General features: G+C 55.7%; 17 protein-coding genes. 8 read left to right on the top strand and 9 right to left on the bottom strand.

Annotated elements, in window-relative coordinates; all coding sequences use genetic code 11:
* Nucleotides 1-160: 160 nt before the first annotated feature.
* The 7 genes from ABD971_RS08035 to ribH all read left to right on the top strand — a co-directional run bounded on the left by ABD971_RS08035 (nt 161) and on the right by ribH (nt 10,193).
* On the top strand, nt 161-1,702 hold the full coding sequence (locus ABD971_RS08035; RefSeq protein WP_339938417.1) for a 3-keto-alpha-glucoside-1,2-lyase-like domain-containing protein: 1,542 nt from the start codon (nt 161-163) through the stop codon (nt 1,700-1,702).
* A 403-nt stretch (nt 1,703-2,105) separates the two neighbouring features.
* Nucleotides 2,106-4,250, top strand: a complete 2,145-nt coding sequence (gene dnaG, locus ABD971_RS08030; RefSeq protein ID WP_345320984.1) for a DNA primase — start codon at nt 2,106-2,108, stop codon at nt 4,248-4,250.
* A 285-nt stretch (nt 4,251-4,535) separates the two neighbouring features.
* Complete coding sequence (locus tag ABD971_RS08025) at nt 4,536-6,194, top strand: sigma-70 family RNA polymerase sigma factor (protein ID WP_339938420.1); 1,659 nt, start codon at nt 4,536-4,538, stop codon at nt 6,192-6,194.
* Nucleotides 6,195-6,488: 294 nt separating this feature from the next.
* The gene (locus ABD971_RS08020; protein ID WP_345320982.1) at nt 6,489-7,223 is read left to right on the top strand and encodes a zinc ribbon domain-containing protein; all 735 of its coding nucleotides are present in this window, start codon (nt 6,489-6,491) and stop codon (nt 7,221-7,223) included.
* Nucleotides 7,224-7,443: 220 nt separating this feature from the next.
* Nucleotides 7,444-8,082 (top strand): dephospho-CoA kinase, encoded by a 639-nt coding sequence (gene coaE, locus ABD971_RS08015; RefSeq protein WP_345320981.1) that lies wholly within the window; start codon nt 7,444-7,446, stop codon nt 8,080-8,082.
* Nucleotides 8,083-8,224: 142 nt separating this feature from the next.
* Nucleotides 8,225-9,736, top strand: a complete 1,512-nt coding sequence (rho, locus tag ABD971_RS08010) for a transcription termination factor Rho (protein ID WP_339938426.1) — start codon at nt 8,225-8,227, stop codon at nt 9,734-9,736.
* Nucleotides 9,726-10,193: a 6,7-dimethyl-8-ribityllumazine synthase gene (gene ribH, locus ABD971_RS08005; protein ID WP_345320978.1), complete on the top strand. Its 468-nt coding sequence runs from the start codon at nt 9,726-9,728 to the stop codon at nt 10,191-10,193. The genes rho and ribH overlap by 11 nt, the downstream gene beginning before the upstream one ends.
* Before the next feature lie 3 nt (nt 10,194-10,196).
* Here the strand turns inward: ribH and ABD971_RS08000 are convergent, their stop codons facing one another.
* From ABD971_RS08000 to ABD971_RS07990, 3 genes are all read right to left on the bottom strand, one after another.
* A complete protein-coding gene (locus ABD971_RS08000) occupies nt 10,197-11,489 on the bottom strand; it encodes an alpha/beta hydrolase family protein (protein WP_345320976.1) in 1,293 nt (430 codons plus the stop codon).
* Nucleotides 11,490-11,710: 221 nt separating this feature from the next.
* Nucleotides 11,711-13,045 carry a histidine--tRNA ligase gene (gene hisS, locus ABD971_RS07995; RefSeq protein WP_345320974.1) on the bottom strand — a complete coding sequence of 445 codons (1,335 nt, stop codon included), beginning with the start codon at nt 13,043-13,045 and terminating at the stop codon, nt 11,711-11,713.
* A gap of 25 nt (nt 13,046-13,070) precedes the next feature.
* Nucleotides 13,071-13,562 (bottom strand): YkgJ family cysteine cluster protein, encoded by a 492-nt coding sequence (locus tag ABD971_RS07990; RefSeq protein WP_345320972.1) that lies wholly within the window; start codon nt 13,560-13,562, stop codon nt 13,071-13,073.
* A gap of 164 nt (nt 13,563-13,726) precedes the next feature.
* Here ABD971_RS07990 and ABD971_RS07985 point away from each other — a divergent pair, with 164 nt between their 5' ends.
* On the top strand, nt 13,727-14,587 hold the full coding sequence (locus ABD971_RS07985; RefSeq protein WP_339938437.1) for a formyltetrahydrofolate deformylase: 861 nt from the start codon (nt 13,727-13,729) through the stop codon (nt 14,585-14,587).
* Between the two features lie 92 nt (nt 14,588-14,679).
* Here ABD971_RS07985 and ABD971_RS07980 read toward each other — a convergent pair whose 3' ends face one another.
* The 6 genes from ABD971_RS07980 to ABD971_RS07955 form a co-directional block, all read right to left on the bottom strand.
* Nucleotides 14,680-16,011, bottom strand: a complete 1,332-nt coding sequence (locus tag ABD971_RS07980) for an ABC transporter permease (protein WP_339938439.1) — start codon at nt 16,009-16,011, stop codon at nt 14,680-14,682.
* Complete coding sequence (locus tag ABD971_RS07975; RefSeq protein WP_339938442.1) at nt 16,011-16,829, bottom strand: ABC transporter ATP-binding protein; 819 nt, start codon at nt 16,827-16,829, stop codon at nt 16,011-16,013. The genes ABD971_RS07980 and ABD971_RS07975 overlap by 1 nt, the downstream gene beginning before the upstream one ends.
* Nucleotides 16,826-18,631 carry a permuted SH3 domain-containing protein gene (locus ABD971_RS07970; protein ID WP_345320969.1) on the bottom strand — a complete coding sequence of 602 codons (1,806 nt, stop codon included), beginning with the start codon at nt 18,629-18,631 and terminating at the stop codon, nt 16,826-16,828. The genes ABD971_RS07975 and ABD971_RS07970 overlap by 4 nt, the downstream gene beginning before the upstream one ends.
* 183 nt (nt 18,632-18,814) lie before the next feature.
* The gene (locus tag ABD971_RS07965; RefSeq protein ID WP_339938446.1) at nt 18,815-20,212 is read right to left on the bottom strand and encodes a UTP--glucose-1-phosphate uridylyltransferase; all 1,398 of its coding nucleotides are present in this window, start codon (nt 20,210-20,212) and stop codon (nt 18,815-18,817) included.
* Between the two features lie 205 nt (nt 20,213-20,417).
* Nucleotides 20,418-21,164 carry a lipoate--protein ligase family protein gene (locus ABD971_RS07960; RefSeq protein ID WP_339938448.1) on the bottom strand — a complete coding sequence of 249 codons (747 nt, stop codon included), beginning with the start codon at nt 21,162-21,164 and terminating at the stop codon, nt 20,418-20,420.
* 6 nt (nt 21,165-21,170) lie between these two features.
* Nucleotides 21,171-24,740, bottom strand: coding sequence for an ABC transporter permease (locus ABD971_RS07955; RefSeq protein ID WP_345321072.1), 3,570 nt, complete (start codon nt 24,738-24,740; stop codon nt 21,171-21,173).
* Nucleotides 24,741-24,918 lie beyond the last annotated feature (178 nt).

Below are 24,918 nucleotides of genomic sequence, written 5' to 3'. Positions count from 1 at the left end.
GTACCCAGCGTGACGGCCGTGCGTTGGCAAAACGTGACCGCTAAAGCTGTCTGACGCCCCGCCAAGTGGAAGATGATGTTGATACAATGGGGCCCACGGGGGCTCTGTCCGCCCAAAGATACCCACTCACCTTCGCTTTCCCCAATTGAACTTGATGCTGATGAATCTCAATACCTTTTTCTTTCCACGATGGGTTGCTTGTTTCGCATTGGTGGCCGGTTTTGCCCTGCAAGCGTCTGCTGCTGGCGATGCCAAAGTGCTATCGGCTTTGTTGATCGACGGGCAAAATAACCACAAATGGCAAGAAACCACGCCGTTGATCAAGCAAACGCTCGAAGCTAGCGGGCGATTCCAAGTCGATGTCGCGACCTCGCCCGCCAAAGGGGGCGACATGAGTACGTTTGCCCCTAAATTCGCCGACTATGACGTCGTCGTTTCCAACTACAACGGCCAACCGTGGAGCGAGTCGACGCAAAAGGCCTTTGAAGATTACGTCGCGGGCGGAGGCGGTTTCTGCTCGGTCCATGCCGCCGACAACTCGTTCCCAAAATGGTCGGCCTACAATCGCATGATCGGATTGGGGGGCTGGGGCGGCCGCAACGAGAGCGATGGGCCCTACGTTCGTTGGAAAGAAGACCTGCAAAAGTTTACCCGTGATACCTCGCCTGGTTCAGGCGGAGCCCACGGCAAACGCGTTCCCTTTGTCGTCGTGGTTCGCGATCGCGAGCATCCGATCACCAAGGGATTGCCGGGATCGTTCATGCAAACCGCCGACGAACTGTACGCAAAACTGCGAGGGCCGGCGGAGAATATGAACGTGCTGGCGACTGGATTCAGCGCCAAAGAAACGGGCGGAACCGGCGAACATGAGCCGCTGTTGATGAGCATTCAATACGGCAAAGGACGTGTTTTTCACACGACTCTCGGGCATGACGTCAATGCCATGAAGGGGCTAGCGTTTCAGGTCACGCTGCAGCGGGGAACCGAGTGGGCGGCGACCGGCGATGTGACGCTGCCCGCCATCGATGCCGAGACGTTGACCGCCGACGAGCCCGCACTTCGCGATCCAGCGACGCTTAGCGAGTCGGCTGCGGGTAAAGATGTGTCGTGGGATACAATTCCCGATATCGATGGCAAAGGCTGGGTTTCGCTGTTCAATGGCAACGACACCAAGGGCTGGACGCAAAAGAACGGTACCGCAACCTACCGCGTCGAAGACGGAGCCGTGGTTGGAAAAACGTCCGAAGGAAGCCCGAATTCGTTCCTGTGTACCGATCAATCGTTCGGCGATTTTGAGTTGACCTTTCAAACGAACGTGGACACCGGCTTGAACAGCGGGGTGCAGATTCGTTCGGTCAGCAGCAAAGAATTTAAGAATGGCCGAGTTCATGGACCCCAGGTCGAAATCGAAGCGGCACCGGGCGAAGCGGGCTACGTCTACAGCGAAGGGACCGGACGGGGTTGGATCACCAAGGAACAACCGATCAAGGACGCCTACAAAAACGATAGCTGGAACCGTTTCGTGGTTCGTGCGGTGGGCGATCGCATTCAAACTTGGGTCAACGGAACCAAGATCGCCGATTTTTCGGACGCAGAATCGAGCAAAGAAGGCTTCTTTGGGCTGCAGGTGCATGGCATCGCCAAGGGAACCGGCCCATTCCAAGTTCGCTGGAAAGATATCCGCGTGCGTGAGCTGAAATAAACGCCCGGCGTTTTACGCCCAGGGGCGAAGAAAACGCTGGAAATTGCGATTTTTAGCTCAAGAAAATTGAGCTTGACGCCGACACGGCGGTTTCGCACAATCCCCGGTCGCTCGTAATTTATGAGCGGTTTGCCAGTTGTATTTTTGCTAGCAAACCGTTCAATTGCGTTGCAATGGATTGCATGATCGAAATTTGCCCGCTGCCAGTCGGAACGATTGGTGAAATCGGTGGTTTGCCTGGTAGGTGATCGCCGAGATGGGTCGACCGATCGGAAACGTTTCGCCAGCTTGAATAGGCGAGGCACCCAAGGAAGGGGTTCCGCACCGAAATTGTTTCGGTTTTGTCGTGGCTTTCTTTTCTGGTGTCTTGTCACCAAGTGGTTCCTTTAACGGGAGTTGTCGCTTGTCCCTGCCTGCGGACTTCGACCTGAAAGAGCGAGTGCGCGCGAACGTCGACATTGTCGATGTTGTCGGCCAGACGCTGGAGTTGCATCCGGCGGGTCGCAATATGGTTGCACGTTGTCCCTGGCACAACGATCGGCGACCTTCTTTGACCATCAATCCCGAACGGCAAACGTGGAAGTGTTGGGTTTGTGATATCGGCGGCGATATCTTTAGTTATGTGATGCAGCGAGACGGGCTCGATTTCCCCTCGGCACTTCGCGTGTTAGCCGAACAGGCAGGCATTCCAATCGACGAGCTGCGTGGCGGCAAAAAGACCGTGTTCGGCAGCCCCGATGATCGCCCGACTTTGTTTGCAGCGATGAAGTTGGTTTCGGATGCTTATTTCGAGCAACTTGAAAGTGGCACCAGCAACGATGCCAAGATCGCTCGCGACTACTTGGCATCGCGTGGGATCGATGACGAGAACCGCAAGCGTTTTCGTATCGGCTTTTCGCCCGAGTCATGGAGCTTTGCAGTCGACCTGCTCAAGAAGCATGATTTTAGTGCCGAGGTGGCTGAAGCGGCCGGATTGGCCATCAAGCGAAACAAGGGTGACGGGCATTACGATCGGTTCCGTGGCCGTTTGATGTTCCCGATTCACGATCTGCAGGACCGCCCAATCTCGTTGGGAGGCCGTTTGATTCCCGCGATCGCCGCGCGACGTGGCGAAGACAAGGCGGGGGCTAAATACATCAACGGTCCTGAGACCAAGTTATTTCGCAAGTCGCACCAGCTGTATAATTTGCAACTTGCGCGTGAAGCGATCCGTCGCGGTGGCGATGCCTTGGTGATGGAAGGCTACACCGATGTCGTCGCGGCACGCCAAGCGGGTGTCGAGTCGGCGGTCGCCGTGCTTGGGACCGCCTTGGGCGAAGACCATATCCGCTTGCTGAAGCGATTTGCAAAACGAGTCGTCTTGGTGCTCGACGGGGACACCGCCGGTCAAACCCGCGCCGATCAAGTGCTCGAATTGTTTGTTCGTGCCGATGTCGACATGCGAGTGTTGACGTTACCCGATGGGAATGACCCCGCGGACTTTTTGGCATCACAAGGCCGGGCTGCGTTTGACGAATTGGTGGCAAGTGCACCGGACGCGCTCGAACACAAGCTGAACCGCTTGACCGAGGGAGTGGATGTCACGAATGACACGCACAAGGTCACCCAAGCGATCGAGGTCTTGTTGGGGATTATCGCCCAGGCGCCGCGGGCGGCGAATCTGAAGGTCGACCAGCTGATGCTGCGAATGTCGCGAACGTTCGGTTTGCCAACCGAGCGGCTGAACGAACGACTCGAAGAGGTTCGTAAAACGCGTGCACGAACCGCGGCGAAGCATCGTGATTCCTCTCCGCGTGATTCACGTGCTCGCGACACCAAGCCGACTCGGCCGAGCAATCGTCCCTCGGCTCCGCCTCGCAGCGACAGTGCTGCGCCGCCCAAGTCGTTTGATCCGAACGCTGCTTTTTTAGAATCGGCGGAGTTCGAAGGTGACTTTGGTGGCTATGACGACTTCGCTGTGCCGCCGGATTTGGGGGGGGCACCTGATTTCGGTGGGCCTGCGGACTTTGGTGCACCTCCGGACTTTGCAGATTCCTCTGGGTTTGGCGAGCCCCGTGATTTTGGCGCGACGCCGCGTCGTGAGTCCAATCCGAATCGTCCGCAACCGCTCAGCGGGATCGATCGCGAGTTGTTTGAAACGCTGATCGAATCACCCGAGTTGGCTGCGATGGCGGTCGAGTCGATCGATCCGGATTGGCTCGAATCGAATACCGCAAAGATGTTGTTGTCGGCCTATCAAGACTTGGATCTGCAAGGGCGTGACCTGACGCTCGAGTCATTGATGTCGGTTCTCGCGAACGAAGATCTTAAAAACCAAGTGATGACGCTTGAGGAACGTGTGCGTCGTCGCGGAGACCAATCCACGCAAACCACCTTCGAACGCTATGCTGGTGTTGTGTTACGCTACCGTGAACGAGAATTTTCGGCAGAAAAAAACAGACAAATTGCAAAACTGGCTTCTTCGGCATTGGCAGAAGACGAAGAGGAGGCTCTATTGAAAGAGCTGTTTGACGCCGAGCGAACGCGTCACCAGATGAAAAAAGATTAGCTTGCGAGATGCTAGCAAATGATAGCATTCGAAGTCAATACTGAAAAATAAAACAGAACCGAACACTCGCGAACATTACTGTTTCCAATCAATCGAAGGAGCCACTGACACCCCGCTTCAGACCGTCCCGATTCAATACCACTCACCGTTGATGTCTTTCCCGAAAAGACGCCCGCCAATGGTGACCGATCAGAGGAGCTGATCATGTGCGTATTGTGTGAAATAGGATTTTTCAATCGACCCACGGTGCCAGGATTCGGCACTAAAAAAACATGAGGTTTTCAGATGCAATTGATGGACCAAGATCTTTCTCAACTTATCGCTCGTGGAACCAAGGATGGATTCCTCACCTACGACGAAGTCAACGCTTACCTACCGGATGAAGACGTCAATCCGGAAAAACTCGATCGCTTGATGCAAGCGATTGAACGCCACGGGATTCAGTTAATCGAGAAGGCGGAAAAGAAGGCGATTGTTGCATCGGGCAAAAAGCCCGAGCCTCGTGTGGCAGAGATGCGATACAGCGAAGACGACGATGCTCCGCTGGTATCGGCAGAGTTGCCCAAGGCCAGCGATGATCCGATTCGCATGTACTTGAGCCAGATGGCTGAGATTCCTTTGTTGACACGCGAGCAAGAGATCTCGTTGGCAAAGAAGATCGAAATCACACGTCGTCAATACCGCCGCATGTTGCTTGAGTCCGATTACGCACTTCGCAGCACCGTGGAAACCTTGCACCGAGTGCACAATGGCGAACTGCCATTTGATCGCACCATCAAAGTCTCGTTGACCGAACGATTGACCAAAGAGCAAATCAGTGCTCGCATGCCTCATAACTTGCGAACGATCGATGTGTTGATCGCGCAGAACAAGTCGGATTTTGAGCAATTGGTTCGCAAGAGCGTTTCGCCTCGATTGAAGGCTGAGATTCGCCGCCGATTTATCCGCAACCGCCGCAAGTGCTTGCAGTTGGTTGAAGAGCTTTCGCTTCGCAGTCGCCGCGTGGTGCCGTTGTTGGGACAGCTCGAAAAGATCTCGCGCCGCATGACCTTTATTCGCGATCGTTTGTCCGCTCTGGGCGAAGACGCGATGAGCCGCGATGAAGCTGCCGATCTGAAGCAAGAGCTACGCGAATTGATGTTGGTGACTCAAGAGAGTCCCGAAAGCCTTCGCAACCGCATGACCAAAGTTCGCCGTCACTTTGATGAATACGAAGCGACCAAGCGTCAATTGAGCAGCGGCAATCTTCGATTGGTGGTTTCCATCGCCAAGAAATATCGTAATCGTGGGCTGTCCTTCTTGGATTTGATCCAAGAGGGCAACACTGGTTTGATGCGGGCGGTCGATAAATACGAATATCGTCGTGGTTTCAAATTCAGTACCTATGCCACGTGGTGGATTCGTCAAGCGATCACGCGAGCGATCGCGGACCAAGCGCGAACGATCCGTATTCCTGTGCACATGATCGACGTGTTGAGCAAGTTGCGTCAGGCTCAGAAGCGTCTGACCCAGGAGTTGCGTCGCGAGCCCACCTACGAAGAAATTGCCTTGGCCACCGAAGTGCCATTGGAAGAAGTTCGCCGCGTGATGGACATCGGGCGTCACCCCGTCAGCCTGGATCGTCCCGTGGGCGAAGGCGAAGACAGCAGCTTTGGCGAATTCATTCAAGGCAGTGAAGACGACAACCCTGTGCGAGCGGCTGCCAGCGGAATCTTGCGAAGCAAGATCGACGAATTGCTCAAGACGTTGACGTTCCGCGAGCGAGAAATCATCCGACTTCGCTACGGTTTGGTGGACGGATACAGCTATACGCTTGAAGAGTGCGGCCGGATTTTCAAGGTCACTCGCGAGCGTGTGCGTCAGATCGAAGCCAAGGCGGTCGCGAAGCTGCAGAGCCCCTCGCGAGCGGATCGCTTGAGCGAGTTCTTGAAGACCGCTGCGTAAGGCTCGGTCTTCGGAGAGGCGTTGCGAAACGAAGCGTAGCGAAACTCGTCAAGAGTTTCGTCTGTGCGGTCGTGGGCGTAGCGGAACGCGTCCAAGAGTTTCGGCGGTCTAGCGGCGGCCGCCACGGAGACGCGATTTTCGCTGCATTTCATGCGAGCGTGGCCCCGAGTTTTTCGGGGGCCCGAACGCTTCGGCAACCTCGGTGCGGCCCCGGTGGTGTCAGATCGTAGTCCAAAGCGATATGCTATACGTACAGTTATTCTTATTGCTTCGGTTCCCACTGGTCTTGTCGTCATGTCTACTGGTTCGAATATCGAAATCAGCGCTCCACTGCTTCGCACGCTACACCGTATTCACCGTCAATTGACCGATTTGCGTAGTCAGCTTTCACGTTGTCCCCGCCAAATCAAGGCGGGCGAAGCGATGGTCGCGAAGGCTCAGTCGGACGTGGACGAGTTGCAGGAGAAGCTGAAAAAAACGAAGCTGGCATCGGATGAAAAACAGCTTCAGTTAAAATCGCGTGAAGCGCGAATCGTCGAAATCAATGTCAAGCTGAACACGGCCGCGAGCAATCGAGAGTTCACGACATTCAAAGAGCAGATCGCAGCGGACGAACAGGCCAATAGCGTGCTCAGTGACGAAATTCTCGAAGGGCTCGAGTATATCGATGAGCTGCAAGCCGAGTTGGATTCGCTCAAAGCCGAGCTGGAGAAACAGAAATCCGAGCATGAGCAACGGGTGGTTGATGTGCAAGCCAAAACCGAGCGATTGCAGGCTGAGCTCGAGCGAGTCGAAGCGGAGCTTGTCGAAACCGAAAAAGAAATCCCTAGCGCCGTGCGTCCCGATTATGTGCGTCTAACTGCCTCGAAGGGTGAAGAGGCACTTGCCCCCATCGACGGCGATTCGTGTGGCGGGTGTTACCAAACGCTGACGACTCAGGTCATGAGCCAATTGCAGTTGTCACGACTGGTGCGTTGCCCCAATTGCAATGCGTTTTTGTATCTTCCCGAGAATCGCCGAGTCACCTGATCCTGGCGTTTTTCCCGACATCGGGCGCGAAATGAGGCGGGTGAATCGCTGCGAACCGTTGCCTGGGTTCGGGTTTGCGGAGCGGACAGCCGTTTTTGCGAACGAGCGAAAAAAAAATAGTAAATTTATTTTTCGATTTGCGGCGGTCTCATCACCCTAGATTTGGCTGCGAAACAAGCGAGAATGGCTTCTTTTCGTTCTCATTTTAAGTGCAGCTGAAATGGTAATCGTGGGCATTGTGGGAGCTCCGGCGGGTGGAAAATCAACCGTTGCTCGCTATCTACAGGGACTCGGAGCCACCTGGGTTAACGCGGATCTGATTGCCCGCGAAGTGCTCAACCAGCCGCAGGTGGTGGCCAAGTTGGTAGAGCGTTTTGGCTCGGAAATCGCCGATGCCGAGGGAAAAGTCAATCGTTTGCGTCTCGCGGAGGTGGTTTTCGGGGATGACGACGCGAGTCGTGACGCATTAGACTATTTAGAGTCGCTGACCCATCCGCCTACTCGCAACGAAATCCTGAAGCAAATCCGGCAATCGGAGGCCCAGGGCGTTCACGTCTTGGTACTGGATGTTCCACTTCTATTCGAATCAAAGTGGGATCGAGCTTGTGACGAGATATGGTGTGTCGATTCCCCATGGGCACACCGGTTGCAGCGAGCTGAAGAACGCGGTTGGAATGCCACTCAGCTTTCCAAGCGTGAAACCAACCAACTTTCCATTGAAGAAAAACGCCGGCTTAGTCACCGCGTTCTAAGCAACGAGGGCTCTCTCGAAGATCTTTTCGAGCAGGTCCGCCAGCTTTACGCTAAGTTAAACGATTGCAGTGGAGAACCCACTGCGGATCGACATTGTCTCGAGTGAGACGACGGCGAAGCCAACCCGAACACCATTTCTCTTTTCTCAACCCGACCTGCTTGAAATTATTCTTGCACTCACACCTTCCTACCCATCTCTTTTCCAATCGACTGTCCTGCCCTCGCCGGTCTAACTCGGCCTAATCATCATGCAATCCAATCAACCACCCCGCGATCGCAATAGTCGCGGATCGAACGACAATAGCGGTCCGCGCGAGTATCGCAACTATCGGCGTCAAACCAATCGTCCTCGGCATCCCGACAAGGAGGTCGATCAACGGATTCGCGAACTGGACGCCGAACGAGATCCGTTGTCGTTGCCGGAAGAGATTGTCAGCGAAGCGAACAAAATCGGCGAGAAAGTGGGGATCCCTAGCGGTGAGTCCGAGACGCCTCAGCTAAACATCGCTCAGTTGCAAAAGATGCCTCAGGACGCGCTGACCGCGATGGCCGAAGCCGAGGGGATCACGGTCGCCAAAGCGGGCGGAAAGCAGGAATTGATCTTTTCGATCCTGAAGCAACGAATGAAAGCCAATGGGCTGATGTTCGGCGAAGGAACGCTCGAGATTCTGCCGGACGGTTTTGGGTTCCTGCGCAGTGCCCAGTACCACTACGTTTCGTGCCCTGACGATATTTATGTTTCGCCAAGCCAGATCCGGCGATTTGGTTTGCAAACCGGCAGTCACGTGGCGGGCCAGATTCGGCCGCCCAAAGAAAACGAACGCTACTTTGCTTTGTTGCGGATCGAGGCGATCAATCGCCGTGATCCAATGGCTCGCCAAGCTCAAATTCCTTTTGACGAACTGACCCCGCTGCATCCCGATCACCGCATCATGATGGAGTACGACAGTAAGGACTTGAGTACACGGGTTGTCGATATGTTGACGCCTGTTGGGTTTGGTCAACGTGGTTTGATCGTCAGCCCGCCGCGTGCAGGCAAGACGATTCTGATGCAACAATTGGCCAAAGCGGTGTTGAAGAATTATCCGGAAGCCTATGTCTTTATCTTGTTGATCGACGAACGCCCCGAAGAGGTCACCGACATGGAACGCGAAGTTCGCGGGCCGCAGTGTGAGGTGATCAGCAGCACGTTTGACGAACCAGCACAGCGGCATATTCAGGTCGCACAGATGGTGATCGAAAAAGCCAAGCGGATGGTGGAAACCGGAGTCGACGTGGTTATCTTTTTGGATTCGATCACGCGTTTGTCTCGAGCACACAACAGCGAAGGGGAATCCACCGGCAAATTGTTAACCGGTGGACTTGATGCCGGAGCGTTGCAAAAGCCAAAGGCATTGTTTGGGTCGGCACGTAAGGTGGAAGAGGGCGGGTCGCTAACGATTCTGGCCACCGCCTTGGTCGATACCGGCAGCCGCATGGATGATGTGATTTTCGAAGAGTTCAAAGGCACGGGCAATTTGGAGATTGTGCTCGATCGATCCTTGGTTGACCGCCGGGTATGGCCGGCGATTGATATCAGCCGCAGCGGGACTCGCCGCGAAGAAATGCTGATGGATCCCGAAGAGTATCGCCGTATTTCGGCTCTTCGCCGCGCATTGGCCGAGCTTTCGCCAGCCGACGCGATGCAAGATTTAGTGACACAGCTTAGAAAAACCCAGAACAACGCCGAATTTTTGATGAGTTTGAAGGATGTCGATTGAATTCAGTGGAGTGGACGGAAAGTTGCCCAAGGGCAGAATCGCGATTATCGCAAGTCGCTACAACGAAGCGATCTGTGACTCGTTGGTCGAAGGCGCCAAACGGACGCTTGCCGAAGCGGGGTATGATGCTGCCAGCATCGTGGTCGTTCGCGTTCCTGGAGCTTGGGAATTGCCAATTGTCGCAGCGCGGATGTTGAAACAGTCCAAAATGATCGCCGTGATCACGTTGGGCTGCGTCATCAAGGGCGAGACGACTCATGACGAGCATATCAACCGCGCGGTTAGCGAAGCGTTGATGCGGTTGTCGATCGAATCGGATTCGCCAGTCGGTTTCGGTTTGCTGACCTGTAATACGGTCGAGCAGGCGCTGCAGCGCAGCGGTGGAAACGTTGGCAATAAAGGCGAAGAAGCAGCCGAAGCCGTGCTCGAGTTACTGCGGCTCGCCGAGAAAATGTAAGCGTTATCGCTTGAAGAAGTCGATGGCGGCAGGAATGCCTGTTTCGATCATCGGGGTGTAGTGGTCGCCGGTGACGCGTAGATGGGTGGCGTCTTTGCCGGCTCGCTGTAGTCGTTGGCGAAAATGCTCGGCGTGTTCCAGCGGTACGTTGGAATCGTCAAGTGCATGAAAGATCAAAAGCGGACAGCGAAATTCGTCGACGTGATTCAGCGGCGATGATTCCGACACGAAATCTTTGATCCCCGGCAACATCATTCGGTACGTCACATCGGACGTTATCTCCTGCATGCGGCTTTCCAGGTCGTAGGCCGCCGCGAACGCCGCACAGCGACGGATTCTCGGTTCCGTTGCTGCCAGCAGCAAGGCAAGACTTCCGGCCGAGCTGTGACCGGCGCAGTAGATTTTTTGAGGATTCACAATCGCGATTTTTTTGATCGCATATTCAACGGCGTTGCGTCCGTTCACGATTCCTGCTCCGGCGTTACGAAACTTTTGGTACGCCAGCGGAAGTGATTTCAGGTAGATTTGGTCACTGTTTTCGGCGCTGGCCGGCATCGCACCATCGATCGAGTAGTGAATGACCACCACGCCTGCTTCGGCATACGGCAGTGTTTCGTCGTGATAGCTGCCGCTAGGATCAACGTCGACGCCGTGAATCAGCGGCGTTCCCGCGGGCGCGACCAAGACACAAGGCAGCGATTGGTTAACGTGAGTTCCGGCGGGGATGTAAACCCGCATCGTCATCCGGCTTCCCGCAACCGTAGGGTCACCCAGTACCCGCACAAAGTGCGTCGTGACACCGGATGCGAACGTTTGTTCGACCGCGCCCAGGCTAGGGAAGGCATCCGGGACTGGTACGTTTTGCAGACCCGACTCGGAAATCGGAGTGCTCGAACCGCGATTCGATACCCAGAAATAGAGAGCCACTCCGGAAACGCCACATAGCACCGGTGGCACGATCACGAGGGCAAGGACCAGATAAATCCAGTTCGGGATACCGCGTCGCGGTGCCAAACGCGAATGAGAGTGGCGTGGCGGCGCGGTGGGGCCGTATCGTGGCGGTGCAGTGGTTGTGTGCCTGTAGCGATCGATTTGCTGCGTTGGAAAGGTCGCAGCAGGATAGTTCGTCTGCATTGCTTCGAAATCGAGGTCGTCCGGCGCCGTATAGTTAGAAACGCCCGGGATTTGCAGAAAGATTCCACACTTTGGGCATTGCACTTGAACGGTTTGAGCCGAAGTCGCAACCAGTAGAATGGTGTTGCACCGGACACACGGAACATTGCGATTTGGGTTCATGATCAGCTTTGAAGCTATCGACACAGATTGCCGTGGAACCCATTCTCGTCTTGGGCGATCAACGGGATCGACCCGAGTCACACGCGGCGAAGGCGAACGGCAGGTGAAAAACGACCCTAATATTAGCACGATGCGCAAGCGAGTGTAACGGATTCACTTGCTTGCACTGCGTGCTGATAAACGTGCGATGGCCGATTCGCCAAAGGAATCGCTGCGTTAGCTTAATTCAGCAATTCGCGAAGTCGCTCCACGAGCTTGCTGGGGTCGTCGTGGCTGTAGGAAATCTGCTCGGTTTCCTTGGTGTTCAATTGTTTCAATTGACACTGGCCTTCACCCCACTCGTTGCCACCGGCGATAATCGCAAACGGGAATCCGTGGCTGTCGGCGTATTTGAGCTGGGCGCCGAGCTTCTTCGATTCGGGATAGACTTCGGTTCCAATTCCGGCAGCTCGCAAATTGCTGGCCAGTCGCAAGTAGTCGTCGCGGTGGGATTCGTCAAAGTAGGCGACAAAAACCGACGCCGGAGTCGAGGTCGATGGCAGCAACTTCAATTGCTCCATCGCGGCGATCAAGCGATCCAGGCCAAGCGAGGCGCCGATCCCCGGCAGGTGTTGTTTGGTGTACAGACCAGCCAAGTTGTCGTAGCGACCACCGCTGCAGACGCTGCCGATCGCAGGCAGATCATCGAGGATCGTTTCAAAGATCACGCCGGTGTAGTAGTCCAAGCCACGTGCGATCGACACATCCAAACGAAGCCGTCGTGCGGGGACACCCGACGCCAATGCCCCTTCGTAGATATCTCGCAGACGCCCAATCCCAGTTGCCGCTTTTTCGTTGCCACCGGTGATCTCGGTCAGCTTGGCAAAGATCGCGTCCGCTTCGCCGGTGCATTCGGCAAGTTGCAAGACCGCCTCGGCTTGTGCGGGCTGGATCTCGGCGCTAGTGACCATTTCGTTGATCGTTTTCTCGCGGCCAATCTTGGCCAATTTATCGAGACTGCGGAGCACCGGGACGCTGCGGTCCGCTAATCCCAAGTGGTCGAGAAGTCCCGTCAACACGGCTCGGTTATTGATGCTGATCGTAAACCGGTCAAAGCCAATCGTTTCAAGTAGATTGTTGATCACCGCAACTGCTTCGATATCGGCCAAGACCGATTCGGTTCCGATCGTGTCGAAGTCACACTGGATGAATTCGCGGTAGCGACCCGCTTGTGGGTTTTCGCCACGCCACACCGGAGCGATGTGATAGCGTTTAAACGGCGTACCCAGCGTTCCGATGTGCTGCGCCGCAAAGCGTGCTAGTGGGACGGTCAGGTCGAATCGCATGCCCACATCGCGACCGCCGTTGTCCTGGAAACGATAGATTTGGCGGTCGGTTTCGTCGCTGCCTTTTCCCGTCAAGATTTCCAGGTGTTCGAGCGTTGGGGTATCAATCGGCGCGAAACCGAACGAACGGAAGACCTCGCGAGCGGTTTGCATCAATTGCTCGCGCGGGATCATGACCGCTGGCAGATAATCGCGGAAACCTTTGAGTGTTCTGGGCTGGATAAGCGACATAGTTTGGATCGGTTTTGAAAATGGATTACGAGAGCAGGGGAAGCGAGGTGGGGCGGCGACTTCGCAGCGAGTCATGGTCGTTGCGATCCGGGTCAGGAAACTGAGGTCCGAACAACGCGTCGGCATACTCGTCGATTTGTTCGGGGGTCTCAAAATATTTTTCGTAGCACCAATCGTCTTCGAATTCGCATTCTTTGGTGGTGTAATCGCGACAGATTTGAGGTCGCGTTTCGTAGATTCCGCAGCGATGATCGTCTTGCAAGTGTTGGCAGGTCGAATAAACCAGCAAATACCAGGTTTCGCCTTCGACAAAAACCGTCGCCCCGGGGTGAACGAGGTACCAGCGAATGAAGTCAAAATCGCGGCGATTGACCGGTTCGTCGATCGGCAAAGCGAAATAGTGACAGCATTTTGCCGTGCAGTGTTCGCACAGATTCGTCCCCTCGGGGAATTGATCGCGGCGTTTCCCAGTCGGGATCTGGCGGTTCCCGGTCGGGATCGGGGTTACAGTGCTCACCTGGGCGAATCTCCTCACGGCAGTGGTGGTTCTAGGTCGATGCTGGATGTTGTAGAAACTACCAAAGCATCGATTGTTCAACAAAGCCCCTAGATTTGTTTGGGGCCTGTTTTGGGGTAGTTCAAGCTCGAAAACGCTTGAAGACATTAGGGAGAGACTAATCAGTGGAAGTCGTGATTACAGCACTGGGGCCCGATAATGTCGGTTTGGCCGATCCGATCATTCACCACGTCACCGGCCAGGGGGCGCGGATCGCCGAGATCCAGATGTACGATCACGACGAAGAGCATCTGTTTGCCATGCTTTGCCGGATCGATATCCCGGCGACCGAATTCGACCGATTGTCCGACGCAATGCGGCAGATCGGTGAAGTCACCGGGTTGGCGATTCGTGTTTGGAGCAGTGAGCTGAGGGCTGAGCGTCCGCGGTTGGCGGTTTGCTGTACTTATCTCGAGCACACGCCCCGGGCGATCCTCGAAGCGGTACGCGACGGGGGGATCAATGCCGACGTCCCGGTGGTCATTTCGAATCGCAAAAAGCTCGCTCCGTTGGCCGCCGAGTTTGGTTCGGCGTTCGAAATGATTGGCGACGGACAAGGGGCATCCGACGATGCATTGATGGTCCAGTTGTTGGATCGCTACGAAGTCGACTACGTCGTCTTAGCTCGCTACATGCGGATCCTGCCTCCCTCGACGTGCTGGCAATTCGCCGGCGGACGGATCATCAATTTGCATCATGGGCTGCTGCCCGGTTTTCCCGGATTTCGGCCGTATCACGATGCCTACGGTGCTCGCATGTTGACGTTTGGTGCGACTTGCCACTTCATCATCCCCGAGCTCGATGCAGGCAACCAGACGATCAACCAACGCACCTTTGCCGTTTCGCCCGGAACCAAATTAGATGAAGTCATCCGGATCGGAGAAAGCGAAAACGAGCCGGCGTGTTTAACCGAAGGGGTGCGCCGCGTGATCGACCGCGAAGTCTATTTGCACTTCCACCGCGTCGTCGCTCGCAAAGCAAAATAGTCTCGCACCCCGTGGGATAGGCTTCCAAAGTGTCATTGCCGGTTTAGGTAAGCCTCCGGTCGTTGTCCAGTGTACAGCCGACTGCACCGGGACTACTCGTGTCGCAGCGCTTCGATCGGGTTCATGCGTGCGGCTCGGATCGCGGGATACAATCCGCTGATCAAACCGACCGCGACCGCGATCACGACGGCCAACGGAATGGTGCCGTAGACGATCGTGGGTTCCGCTTCACGAATCGCATCGGGAAGGGCCGCAAACTTGTCGGGAAATCCGGTCTTGACGATCCACATCAATCCGCTGAACATCGCCGGCCCCAAGAATCCAAGCAGGATGCCAAGGGTTGCACCAGCGAAGCTGAGTACCAGTGTTTCCGCCAAAAATTGTCGTACGATGTCACCACGTTTTGCACCGAGTGCACGACGAATGCCGATTTCACGGGTGCGTTCGGTAACGCTTGCCAGCATGATGTTCATGATCCCGATCCCGCCCACGATCAACGAGATACAGGCGATCAAAATCCCGATTCCTAGGAACATCATCCGCAAATTTCGGGCTTGTTCCAGCAGTTCCAAGGGGACGACGACGGCGATGTCGTTGACTGCGGCATGTTTGGGTTCGAGCATGTATTCGATCATCGCTGCGGTGCTGCGGACTTGATCGACCCGCTCGACCTGCAGCGTGATCTGGTTCAATTCCATGATCTCGACTTGGAACTGACCGCTACGCCGCGTCATGATCGTATCGCCGACGCGTTTTCGCAGCGTTTGAATCGGGATGTAGATGTCCGAAGAGAAGTCTTGAGAATCAAGCGAGCCACCGATTGCTGCGGAAGGATTTCTTGCTTTGAGCACGCCGACGATTTTGAAAAAGTCTTCGCTTTCAGGCACATACACCCGTTTTCCAAGCGGTTCTTCGTAAGGAAACAAACGGTCCGCCACGCCTGCGGAAATCACGCACACGGTAGCCGAATGGATGCCGTCGGCGTCAGACAAAAAACGACCTCCCCCCTTACGGATGACCAGATTGTTGACGTCATCGTAAAGCGGAGTGCAGCCGACAAGTCGCCCATCCAAGATGCGGTCTTGGTAACTGAATTGGCGACGAATTTCGCGGATTGGAATCGCCGCTTGGATCGTGGGAACCGTGCCCAAGATTAACTCTAAGTCGCTACGCAGCAGCCCGTACTTGCTGGCCGACATACCCGCCATCTTTTCGTCTGGCGGTTTCACGCTGCGGACGATGATGGTGTTGGCACCGAGCGACTCGATTTGTTTTTGGACCTGATCGCTGGCGCCTTGGCTGATCGCGGTCAACACGATCACCGCCCAAACGCCGATCAAGATCCCAAGCATCGTCAAACCCGTTCGCAGCGGATGCAGCGAAAGACTTTTGATGCCAAGTTGCCATGTTCGTAACCAAAGCATTACGATTGCCTTGCAAGAAGTTGAACGACGTTTTCGTGTTGGGCAGCGCGGGCGGCAGCACGTTTTTCTTCGCTAATCAATTCATCCCGGTCAAGCATCCCGTCTTTCAGCCGAACGATTCGCTTGGCACGCTCGGCGACATCATCTTCATGGGTCACCAGGATGATCGTGCGACCTTCCTCGTTCAGCTCATCAAAGATGCCGAGGATTTCTTCGGTTGTCACGGAATCCAAGTTACCCGTCGGTTCGTCGGCGAGAATGAAGAAGGGGTCATTAATCAAGCTGCGGGCGATCGCAACACGCTGTTGCTGACCACCGGAAAGTTGCGAGGGGCGATGGTCCAAGCGATCCGCTAGTCCCACCCGAGCGGCCATTTTTTTAGCTCGTTCGAGTTCTGCCGCACCCAGCCGACCTTGGTAATAGAGCGGGACTTGGATGTTTTCCACCACGCTTAGCTGTTGGATTAAATTATAGGATTGAAAGACAAAGCCGATCCGCTTGCTGCGAATATCGGCAAGTTGATCGTCAGTCAACGTGATGATGTCGTCGTCGCCCATCATCAGACTTCCCGACGTGGGCTGGTCAAGGCAGCCGAGCATGTTCAGGAGCGTACTTTTGCCGCTTCCGGACGGCCCCATGATCGCAACGTAATCTCCTTCGGGGACATCAAACGAGACGCCGCGAAGTGCCCGTACCGTCTCGCTCTTGAGCACGTATTCTTTTTTGAGATTACGAATCGACGTGGCCATCCGCTGCGGCGTGTTGCTAACCACCTCCACAGGCCGCGTTTCGGTGGAATACGCTTCCTTCATGCTCATCGCGGGCCTCCGCCACCCTGCGACATGCGTTTTTGCATCGCGCTGGTCAGTTCGGATTCGGTGACCATGCCATCGCCATCGGTGTCAGCTTCGACAAGCGACCCACGTCGTCGTTCATCTTCGACCGCATTGATTTCGTCTTGTGACAGTTTGCCGTCGCCATCGGTGTCCGACTGTTGGATCCGCATCTTGGCGATCGTTGCGGGGTCGGGACGTCCACCGTCGGCGGAACTACCGCCCCCGCCTGGGCCTGAATTGCCAGGACCTGAATTGCCTGGGCCTGAATTGCCTGGGCCGCCCCGGTCTCGCGGTGGGCCGCCTGCCTCGTCACGGGGGCCCTCAGTCGCGTCCATCGTCTCGCCGCCGCGAGCAGTATCGCGAGCGCGATCGGCGGCGATTTCACGCATATCGCTGTTGTCGGTTTGTTCCAACTCGGGCAGATCCATCAGCGTCAGGAATGAACGCAGGTTCAGCACGACCGTTTCGCCTTCCTTAAGTCCTTCATCGATACAGGCCATCGTGTCATTGGTGGCCCGGATCGTGACTTCGCGAGTTTCGAACGATTGAGGTCCCGTTTTCACGAGCGAGTACATTTTGCCGCCGTGCTCGTACAATCCTTGAATTGGAATTTGAGTCGCATCGGGAATCTGTTCGACGAAGATCTGGACCTCGGCCGTCATCCCGGTGCGAATGTTGTCAGGCGGATTAATGATCTCGACCCAAGTGGCGTATTCTTTAATCGACGAACTGAAGAAGCTGCCCGGTTCGGCATAACGATTGACCTTGACGACAGCTCCCTTTAGCCGCAAACCGGTTACCGATTCGACAGCAATTTTGGCGGGCATTCCCGCCTGGATCAATGTGATTCGCGACTCGTTGATCTTGCATTTCACTTGCATTTGGCTTGGGTCGGGCAAGCGAATGATGGCTTGTCGTTCACGCACTGTGGCTCCCGCTTCGACCACAAATTCGGCATTGCCGCCTCGCGAGCTGTAGCGGTTCGCATGGACCACCACGCCTTCCGAAGGAGCGACAATCACGCAGTTCTCAATCTGCTTTTTCACGTCGGCCAGTTCTTGCTCCTCTTCGGCCAACCCGCTTTCGGCTGCGGCGAGTTGGGCTTTGGCCGCTTCAATATCACTGTCGAATTGGACCAACATTTTGCGTTTGGTGAGATCTCGCAGGACCCGCAAGCGGCCCTCGGCGGCTTGCAGTTGGTTTCGGGCATTGGCGACGGCGTATTTGTCGGCGTCGAGCTGCAGCGATTTGACGAGCCCTTTGGCCACCAATCGCTCGCTGCTTTGCAGCGCCAATTGGTTTTTGCGAAGCTCTTGTTCCGCGATCGCCTTTTCGCTCAAAATTGCCTTTTCTTCGGTTTTGAACACCCCTTCGAGATATTCTTGGCGAGCGATCGTGGCTTGTTCGACCAGGGCTTTCGCCGTCGCCACGTTAGCCGCGGCAGTGATCACTTGGATCCGCGATTCTTTCAACGTCAATTCGAGTTGCGACGCGTCCAGTTCGACCAGCTTGTCGCCTTTGGAAACGCGAGCCCCCTCGTCGATCACCCACAGAATGGCGGTGCCTGAGTTGTTGCCCCGCGATTCCACCTGGCAGGTGACTTCGATATTACTGCTGCTCTCGATTTCGCCTTGTTCCAATACGATGTGGTCAAAGGGCGAAACAATAACAGGGGACGTGATCAAGTCTTTAGTGGAAATGCCCTCGGCGCGTTTGGCCAGGTAGCTGTAGACAAACCACCCCGCCGTTCCTGCGATTACCAAAAAAACGAGAAGTCCAGCCATAAGGCCCCCACGTCGATGGCGGGCCGTGGCCAAGCGGGAAGCTGGTTTGATCATTGCAAACGGGTGGGGAATGAAGGGGGGAAGGGCATCGTTTCAGGCCCGATCTGGACGGAGCCTCTGATTAAACCACGCCCAGTGCCGAAAGTCTCGGTCGCTATGGCGATTTATGCCCCCTCATTGTAATCAAGCCTCGAAATAACGATCGGCATCGATATGCAAATTCGCGGGAATCTTTGTGGCAAGCTCTTCCGGTGTTAACGAAAATCGGGGGTTGATCTCCACTTTGACCCCCTCGGCCACGCTCGCCCCGGCCGCTTCGAGCCAGCGGCGATGTTGCGCGACAATCGCTTCTCTGGCTAATTTAGGTGTATCATTCTCTGCTCCGTCAGCATTCTTGACCGGCGCAAATCCTTCACTCGGAAGGACTTCGACCACAAATGCGTTTTTTGCACTGGGCAGCAAGTCGAAGATGAACTTCTCAAATTTCACCGCGTTGGGTTCGCTCGGGGAGACCACGTTTTGGTTGGCATCCAAGTAGGGCACCTTTTTCTGAGCGCGATGGAACGGCAGCGACGACGTGCTCTGGCTGGCTCGGCACAGGAAGTCGACGTCGATCACATGCACTCCGATGCTTCCCGCCCACAGTTTCAATTGGCCGTCCGCGTCGGTCGCTTCGGCCGCTTTTTGGGGCAAGTCGCTATATTCAATCACTTGCACCTTGCCTCCGGCCAAAGCGATGTTTCCGACTTTTTCCATTGCATAGCGTTTACGAATGACTTGCGTGGTCATCTCGCTGCCGGACAACAAATGGTGCCCGATCAGCGTGGGCTCGCACACGTTGACAAGCGGATTGTCGACTTGGAAATAGGACAGACATTTAACGCCCCGCTTTTTCGCGTCATCGAGGCACCCGTTGCGGTCCAGTGCCCGCACGGTTCCGCCATGGCCATCGGGGCTGAGCGCCAATGAGCTTTTCGAAGCCATCAGCAGTTTGCCTGTTTTGGCATCCACCGCAGGCATCGTGCCTTGGCGAAAGATTCGCACGTCATCGGGTGACATGCCGAGATAATTGTTTTCTTGGAAATAGGCTCGTGTTTCCGCGTCAGTCGCATCGCTGGTCATGATGTAAAACGGAATCGCGACGCCGTACTTTTTGCCAATTGCCAGTAGCCGATCGGCAAAAATCTGAAACAGCGTACGGTTCGAGATCGGGCCGATTGGAAACATGCCCTTGGGCTGGTCAAATCCCAGTCGTGTGCCCTGGCCACCCGCGACCAGGATCGCGCCCACTTCGCCCGCGCGCAGTGCGGCTTCACCCCGCTGGCGCGCTTCGTCAACGCTCCATTTCGCTCCGCTGCCGTCGGCGCGAACCGAAGGCGGTGTTTCGGCATTGGCCGCGAGCGTTTCAAAATCGATCTTCTCGTCCTTCCCGGCCACCAGCGTGGCAATGGTTTCGAAGTCGACATCCTCGATTTGAGCTGCCAAGCTTTGACGCTCTTCGTCCGAAAGTTCGTCCCAATATTCTAGGACATGCTCTTGTGAATATTTAGCGAGTTGCGATTTCAAGGACTCGAGATTCATTGTTGGAAGCATGGGAAACGAGGATACGGGAGATGGGATACGTGAGATGGGATACGGGAGATTTCGTCAAAGTGCAAAAAAGGAGCACCTTCGCGGAGTAGACGCAAAACGTGTGCCGGAAGACGCAATCGATGGGCGATGCGTTTGCCGCGAAAGACTCCTCTAAAGACACCTCTGTAGTGTGCGGACCTAAAACGATAAACCGCTAACGCGAGAAATTCCATCCGGTGTTCTCGTAACGCTGTTCGCACAGCGATTGGATCTGCGATTGCGGCAGCGCTTCACGCCAAGTCTCGCGGCCACCGAACACTTCCACCACGTCGCGTTTCAGTTCCGCGGGGTCGACATTGATATTGGTAATAAAATGTTCGTGATCCCGCTCGGCACGGTAATCAGGCTGCCGAGGTGCAAATTTTAAACAACGAGCAATCAACGCCAAATCACCGTCATACAGTAGGGTGCCATGATACAGCAGATGATGGCGAGCCATCCGCATGCTGTTCCCCGAGAACTTGCAATTGTTGAAAGTTAAATCGCAAGTGCCTTGAAATTGTGCCGCCTCGGTCGCCGTACGCAGTTGGCGATTGACTGCGGTTTGCAGGTGCTGCATCACAAATTGATGAGTCACGTCGATGCGAGCCAAGTCGGGACGCAAATCCAGATCCAGCACCACGCTGTACATCAAACATCCAGGCCCACCGACCACCGAGGCGCCACCGGTACAGCGGCGGAAAATGGGGATCCCCTCGCTGCGGCAGAAATCGATATCCACTTCCTCGGCAACTCGCGATGATCGCCCAACGATCACGGTAGGGTGCTCGAATTCCCAGACGCGAATGAACTCGCACGTTCCTCCCGCGTTGGACGTTTGCTCTTCCGCGATCAGCAATAACGCTTCGTCCATCGCAATTTGATGGGAAGCTTTGGTCAGGGGGTGGGCGACAATCTGCATTCGTTCCTAGTCTCCGCGTAGCGAGTCAAGCAGCGGCATTTTTGCGACTTGACGCACCGCTAACAATCCTGCCAGCAACCCGAAGACGACGATACCGATCACGATCAACAGTGGCTCGATCCAAGGTGGATTTATCCCGCTTAGAATGCCGTAGGGCAACACCGCCAACATCGCACAGTTGGCGCCGCAACCGATTCCGACCAACAGCAGGATGCTGGTTTCACGCAGCACGATGGCCGATAATCGCCCGCGAGTAAACCCGATCGCTCGCAACACCGCCAATTCGCTACGCCGCTCTAGCACGCTTCGCAATTGAGCGATCGCCAATCCGACCGTGCCCAGTAACAGTCCCAACGCCCCCAGACTTTGGAACGTACGCAGGTAGGTGTTTTGCACCGCCATCATGCTCGCCAGAATCGATTCACTTTGCGAAACGTCCATCCCGACATCGCCCAGCCGGTTTTCCAGCGCCGAAGCGGCCTGGGCCATCTTGTCCTGCTCTGCATCAATCAAGAAGTAGCGATAGCCACTGAGATTGGAAAACTGCGTTTCAAAATTCGATTCACCGATCAGCAATTTGCCTTGCAGCAGCGTGTTCGATAACAGCCCCACCACTTTCAGATACAGCGGTTTGCCAGGTTCAAACTCAAACGCCTTGGTTTCACCGATTCCCTTTTGCATCTGCAGACTCCACATCGCGGTGTTCAAGTCGATGATCACCGGAATCGGGTCTTCTGCGGTTCCCTTGGCTGCGGGCGAAAGTAATTCCCAAGGCGATTGACCGTCCGTAACCGCCGCATATTTCGCCCATTCAAAACCCGGCAGACGCTCGGGGGTTTCATGGAACAGGTTGGCAAACGATGCGGGCACGCCCAGCACGGTGGGGCTGGTCGCTTGGTACAAGTTGTTGCAACTCGCGTCTTGTCCGGCGCGCATTCGCATCGGGGCGACGATCGCATTGGCCATCGTCGCGGCGTCTTTGCCCATCAAGTCCTCGCGGATTTGAGGATTGGCAAAGTCGCGATAAAGCGGTTGGGCGGTTTGCGCGACAAGGTCGAATCCGCCGCTGCCCGCTTCGGTTGGCCGCAGCCGAAATGCCGTGATCGCAATAATCAAAAACGCGGCGGTGGCCATTAACCCGATCGTCAGCGTGCTTCGCAGCGGATGCCGTGCGGCGTTTCGCGTCGCCAGCGATCGATACGAGGAAAGTGTGGCGACCGAATCGTTGGATCGCAGATGCGGCTGTTTCAGTCGGGTGTAGACCAACGTCAGTGCGGCGACCAGCAACAACATGCCGCCGCCCACAAAGCCACCCGCCGCGGCTTGACCGCCTGCCTGGGCACCCAGTGCCGCAACCACCACGGCCAACACGCCGAGTGAAATCGCCGCGATCCGCAACCGCGACACGCCGCGTGTTTTTCCTTTTCGCAAGGTCGTTGCCGATCGATCTTGGTCCCTTCCCGTTAACAGACTGCGTGCGTCAACTCGTACGATCGACCGAACCGTCAATGCCAACGTGGCCATCGCAACGACCCAGCTGACGGTCGAACCAATCAGCAAGCTTCGCAGCGTCCAGTGGAATGTCAGAAATGGCACCGTGACCGCGCCGACCCACCACGATCGTAGCGCCCACAACACAAACATCGCATAGCCGATGCCGGCGAAGATCCCCAGTACGACGCCGATCGTTGCCACGACGGCTCCTTCGCTCAGCACCAAGCGTCCGAGCCGACGTGGGGTCCATCCGATAGCCAGCAGTGTGCCGAGTTGTTTTAGTCGCTGTGTCAGCCCCAGTCGGAACAGCATCGCGATCAACATTACCGCCGCTAAAATGACGAAAAAACTAAGCGACAAGAAAAGGGCGTCAAACGGTGTTGTTCCTCGTGATGCGGCAAGTTGTTGCTCGCGGATGCGGTGGATCGACCAACCCAGATCATCAAACGAAGGCTTAAGCGAGCTGAGTACTTTGGATTGCAGTTGGGCTTTGCTTTCGTTTTTGACGACCTTGATACGAAGCCCCGTCGTGTTGCCAAACCGGCTGCCAAATAAACGTTGACCTTCGGCCAACGGCAAGAATGCTTTCGGGGTTAGCCGGAAATCGTTCCAGTACTCGTCATCTGCCGATTCAATGTCGCGAGTCAGTTTGAAGGGTAAATCCCAATTGCTGATCGAATCCTGGTCCGTTACGCCCGGCACCGTGGGGGTTAAATCGGGATCGTTGTAGACGGTGGGAGGCTTGTCAAACACCGCTTCGCGTGATCGACGGTATGGTTTCGCGGGCCGCGTGATCGGAACGATGCCGGTTACCACCGCAGAGAAATGTCGCTCAATCTCGTTTCCGTTTTCGACTTCGGGTTCGTAATAGGCAATCCGCAGCGGCGTGCCGATTTCCGCGTCAAGCTGTTTGGCGGTCCAGTCGTTAATGACCAGCGGGACAAGGGATGTGTCGCCGGCTGCACCTGAGGAAGTGCGGTTTGACTTCGCAGGCAACGTGTAGTCCAGCGGCAATTCCGGTGTGGAATCGATCGCCGTGATCGTGCTGTAGGGGACTGAGGCAATCACTTTGCCATCATCGTCGACTCGTTCAATGGCATTGGCCAGATACGTGCAGACCTCGGTCACGCGGTCACGTCCCAACGCTTGCACGGTCTGCTCGACGACTTGCTCGGGAAGCAACAGTTGATCGCTGGTCAGTGACATATATTCAAAAATCGTTTCGCTTTCGCTGCTGCCCGCCGCGTCTCCTTCGCCGACAAAAACTTGTTTGACCTGTTTCAGATCCAAACCGAGTGCCTCGAGTGTGATGTTTAACGCCGACGGATCGATGGCCGAATCAAACAGCAGTAAATTTGCTTGTCCCTCACGCTGTAGCGCCTCGGCAACGGTTTTGCGGCGAAGGTAAACGTTCAGCGGGGCAGCTTGGCTGGCCGTGACAGAAAATCGTCCCAAGCCGCGATCCGGAATGATGCTCAGCACCTCCATTCGCGGCAGTCCTTCGCTTTGGATGTCGCGACGGCCCAGTGGGCTGTCGGCAGGCACGGCGGCTTCGACCGGCAGCCGCACCGTGACTAAGTCTCCGACGTCGACCCCCAACTCAGTCGCAGTCGCCTGGTTCAGCACCACCCCTTCGTCGCTGGGCAATACGTCCGGGCGAACACTTTGCACGCCCAAGTCCCAGAAATTCTCGTCACATCCGATCAATTGCACCGATCCGGCGCGATGGGTGACATCGCCTTCGGCATTTTCGGATTCGACAATTCCTGCGGGAAAGAAAATCAGCGGGACAGCGTCACTGGAATCGCCTGTGACTTGTTGGCTGTTGAAAAAGTGTCCCGGTGCGACCATGGAATCGGTGCGTCCGAGTCGTTCGATCGTCAATTCACGCAGACTGCCTCGCATCGAATCGCCAACCAATAACGCTCCGACAATCACCGCGGTGGCCGTCGCGACACCCAGTGCGACCGAGGCCGAAACTCGCCAAGAATGGCGTACCGACGACATGACCATCGTTTTCATACCAAACGACGTCGTCAAGTTTTGGGTTCGGGGCGTTGGGTTCGCTGTTTCCATTGTCATGTTGGCCACCAAGAATTCCTCGCAATCGGCACAATCGTTCTGTCCATCATGGTGACGGTTGTACCGTGTTTAGCAATCCCGCGTTACAGGTTTGAGTCGCAGAACGAAAGCGACCGATTCACATCAATCATACGGCCAAACGGATTTGGCTGACGGTATCGCTGGAATTCGCCTCGCG

This window comes from Novipirellula rosea (assembly GCF_039541335.1).
Lineage (GTDB): Bacteria > Planctomycetota > Planctomycetia > Pirellulales > Pirellulaceae > Novipirellula > Novipirellula rosea.
The sequence above is the reverse complement of the archived record's forward strand: the minus strand, read 5'-3'. Positions and strand labels throughout refer to the sequence as shown.

Coding starts and splice junctions, on each gene's coding strand:
- ABD971_RS08020 (WP_345320982.1), top strand. CDS start 6,489: ATGTCTACTGGTTCGAATATCGAAATCAGCGCTCCACTGCTTCGCACG.
- ABD971_RS07965 (WP_339938446.1), bottom strand. CDS start 20,212: ATGAATCTCGAGTCCTTGAAATCGCAACTCGCTAAATATTCACAAGAG.
- ABD971_RS07975 (WP_339938442.1), bottom strand. CDS start 16,829: ATGAGCATGAAGGAAGCGTATTCCACCGAAACGCGGCCTGTGGAGGTG.
- ribH (WP_345320978.1), top strand. CDS start 9,726: ATGTCGATTGAATTCAGTGGAGTGGACGGAAAGTTGCCCAAGGGCAGA.
- ABD971_RS08035 (WP_339938417.1), top strand. CDS start 161: ATGAATCTCAATACCTTTTTCTTTCCACGATGGGTTGCTTGTTTCGCA.
- rho (WP_339938426.1), top strand. CDS start 8,225: ATGCAATCCAATCAACCACCCCGCGATCGCAATAGTCGCGGATCGAAC.
- ABD971_RS07960 (WP_339938448.1), bottom strand. CDS start 21,164: ATGCAGATTGTCGCCCACCCCCTGACCAAAGCTTCCCATCAAATTGCG.
- ABD971_RS07955 (WP_345321072.1), bottom strand. CDS start 24,740: ATGACAATGGAAACAGCGAACCCAACGCCCCGAACCCAAAACTTGACG.
- hisS (WP_345320974.1), bottom strand. CDS start 13,045: ATGTCGCTTATCCAGCCCAGAACACTCAAAGGTTTCCGCGATTATCTG.
- ABD971_RS08000 (WP_345320976.1), bottom strand. CDS start 11,489: ATGAACCCAAATCGCAATGTTCCGTGTGTCCGGTGCAACACCATTCTA.
- coaE (WP_345320981.1), top strand. CDS start 7,444: ATGGTAATCGTGGGCATTGTGGGAGCTCCGGCGGGTGGAAAATCAACC.
- ABD971_RS07970 (WP_345320969.1), bottom strand. CDS start 18,631: ATGGCTGGACTTCTCGTTTTTTTGGTAATCGCAGGAACGGCGGGGTGG.
- ABD971_RS08025 (WP_339938420.1), top strand. CDS start 4,536: ATGCAATTGATGGACCAAGATCTTTCTCAACTTATCGCTCGTGGAACC.
- ABD971_RS07980 (WP_339938439.1), bottom strand. CDS start 16,011: ATGCTTTGGTTACGAACATGGCAACTTGGCATCAAAAGTCTTTCGCTG.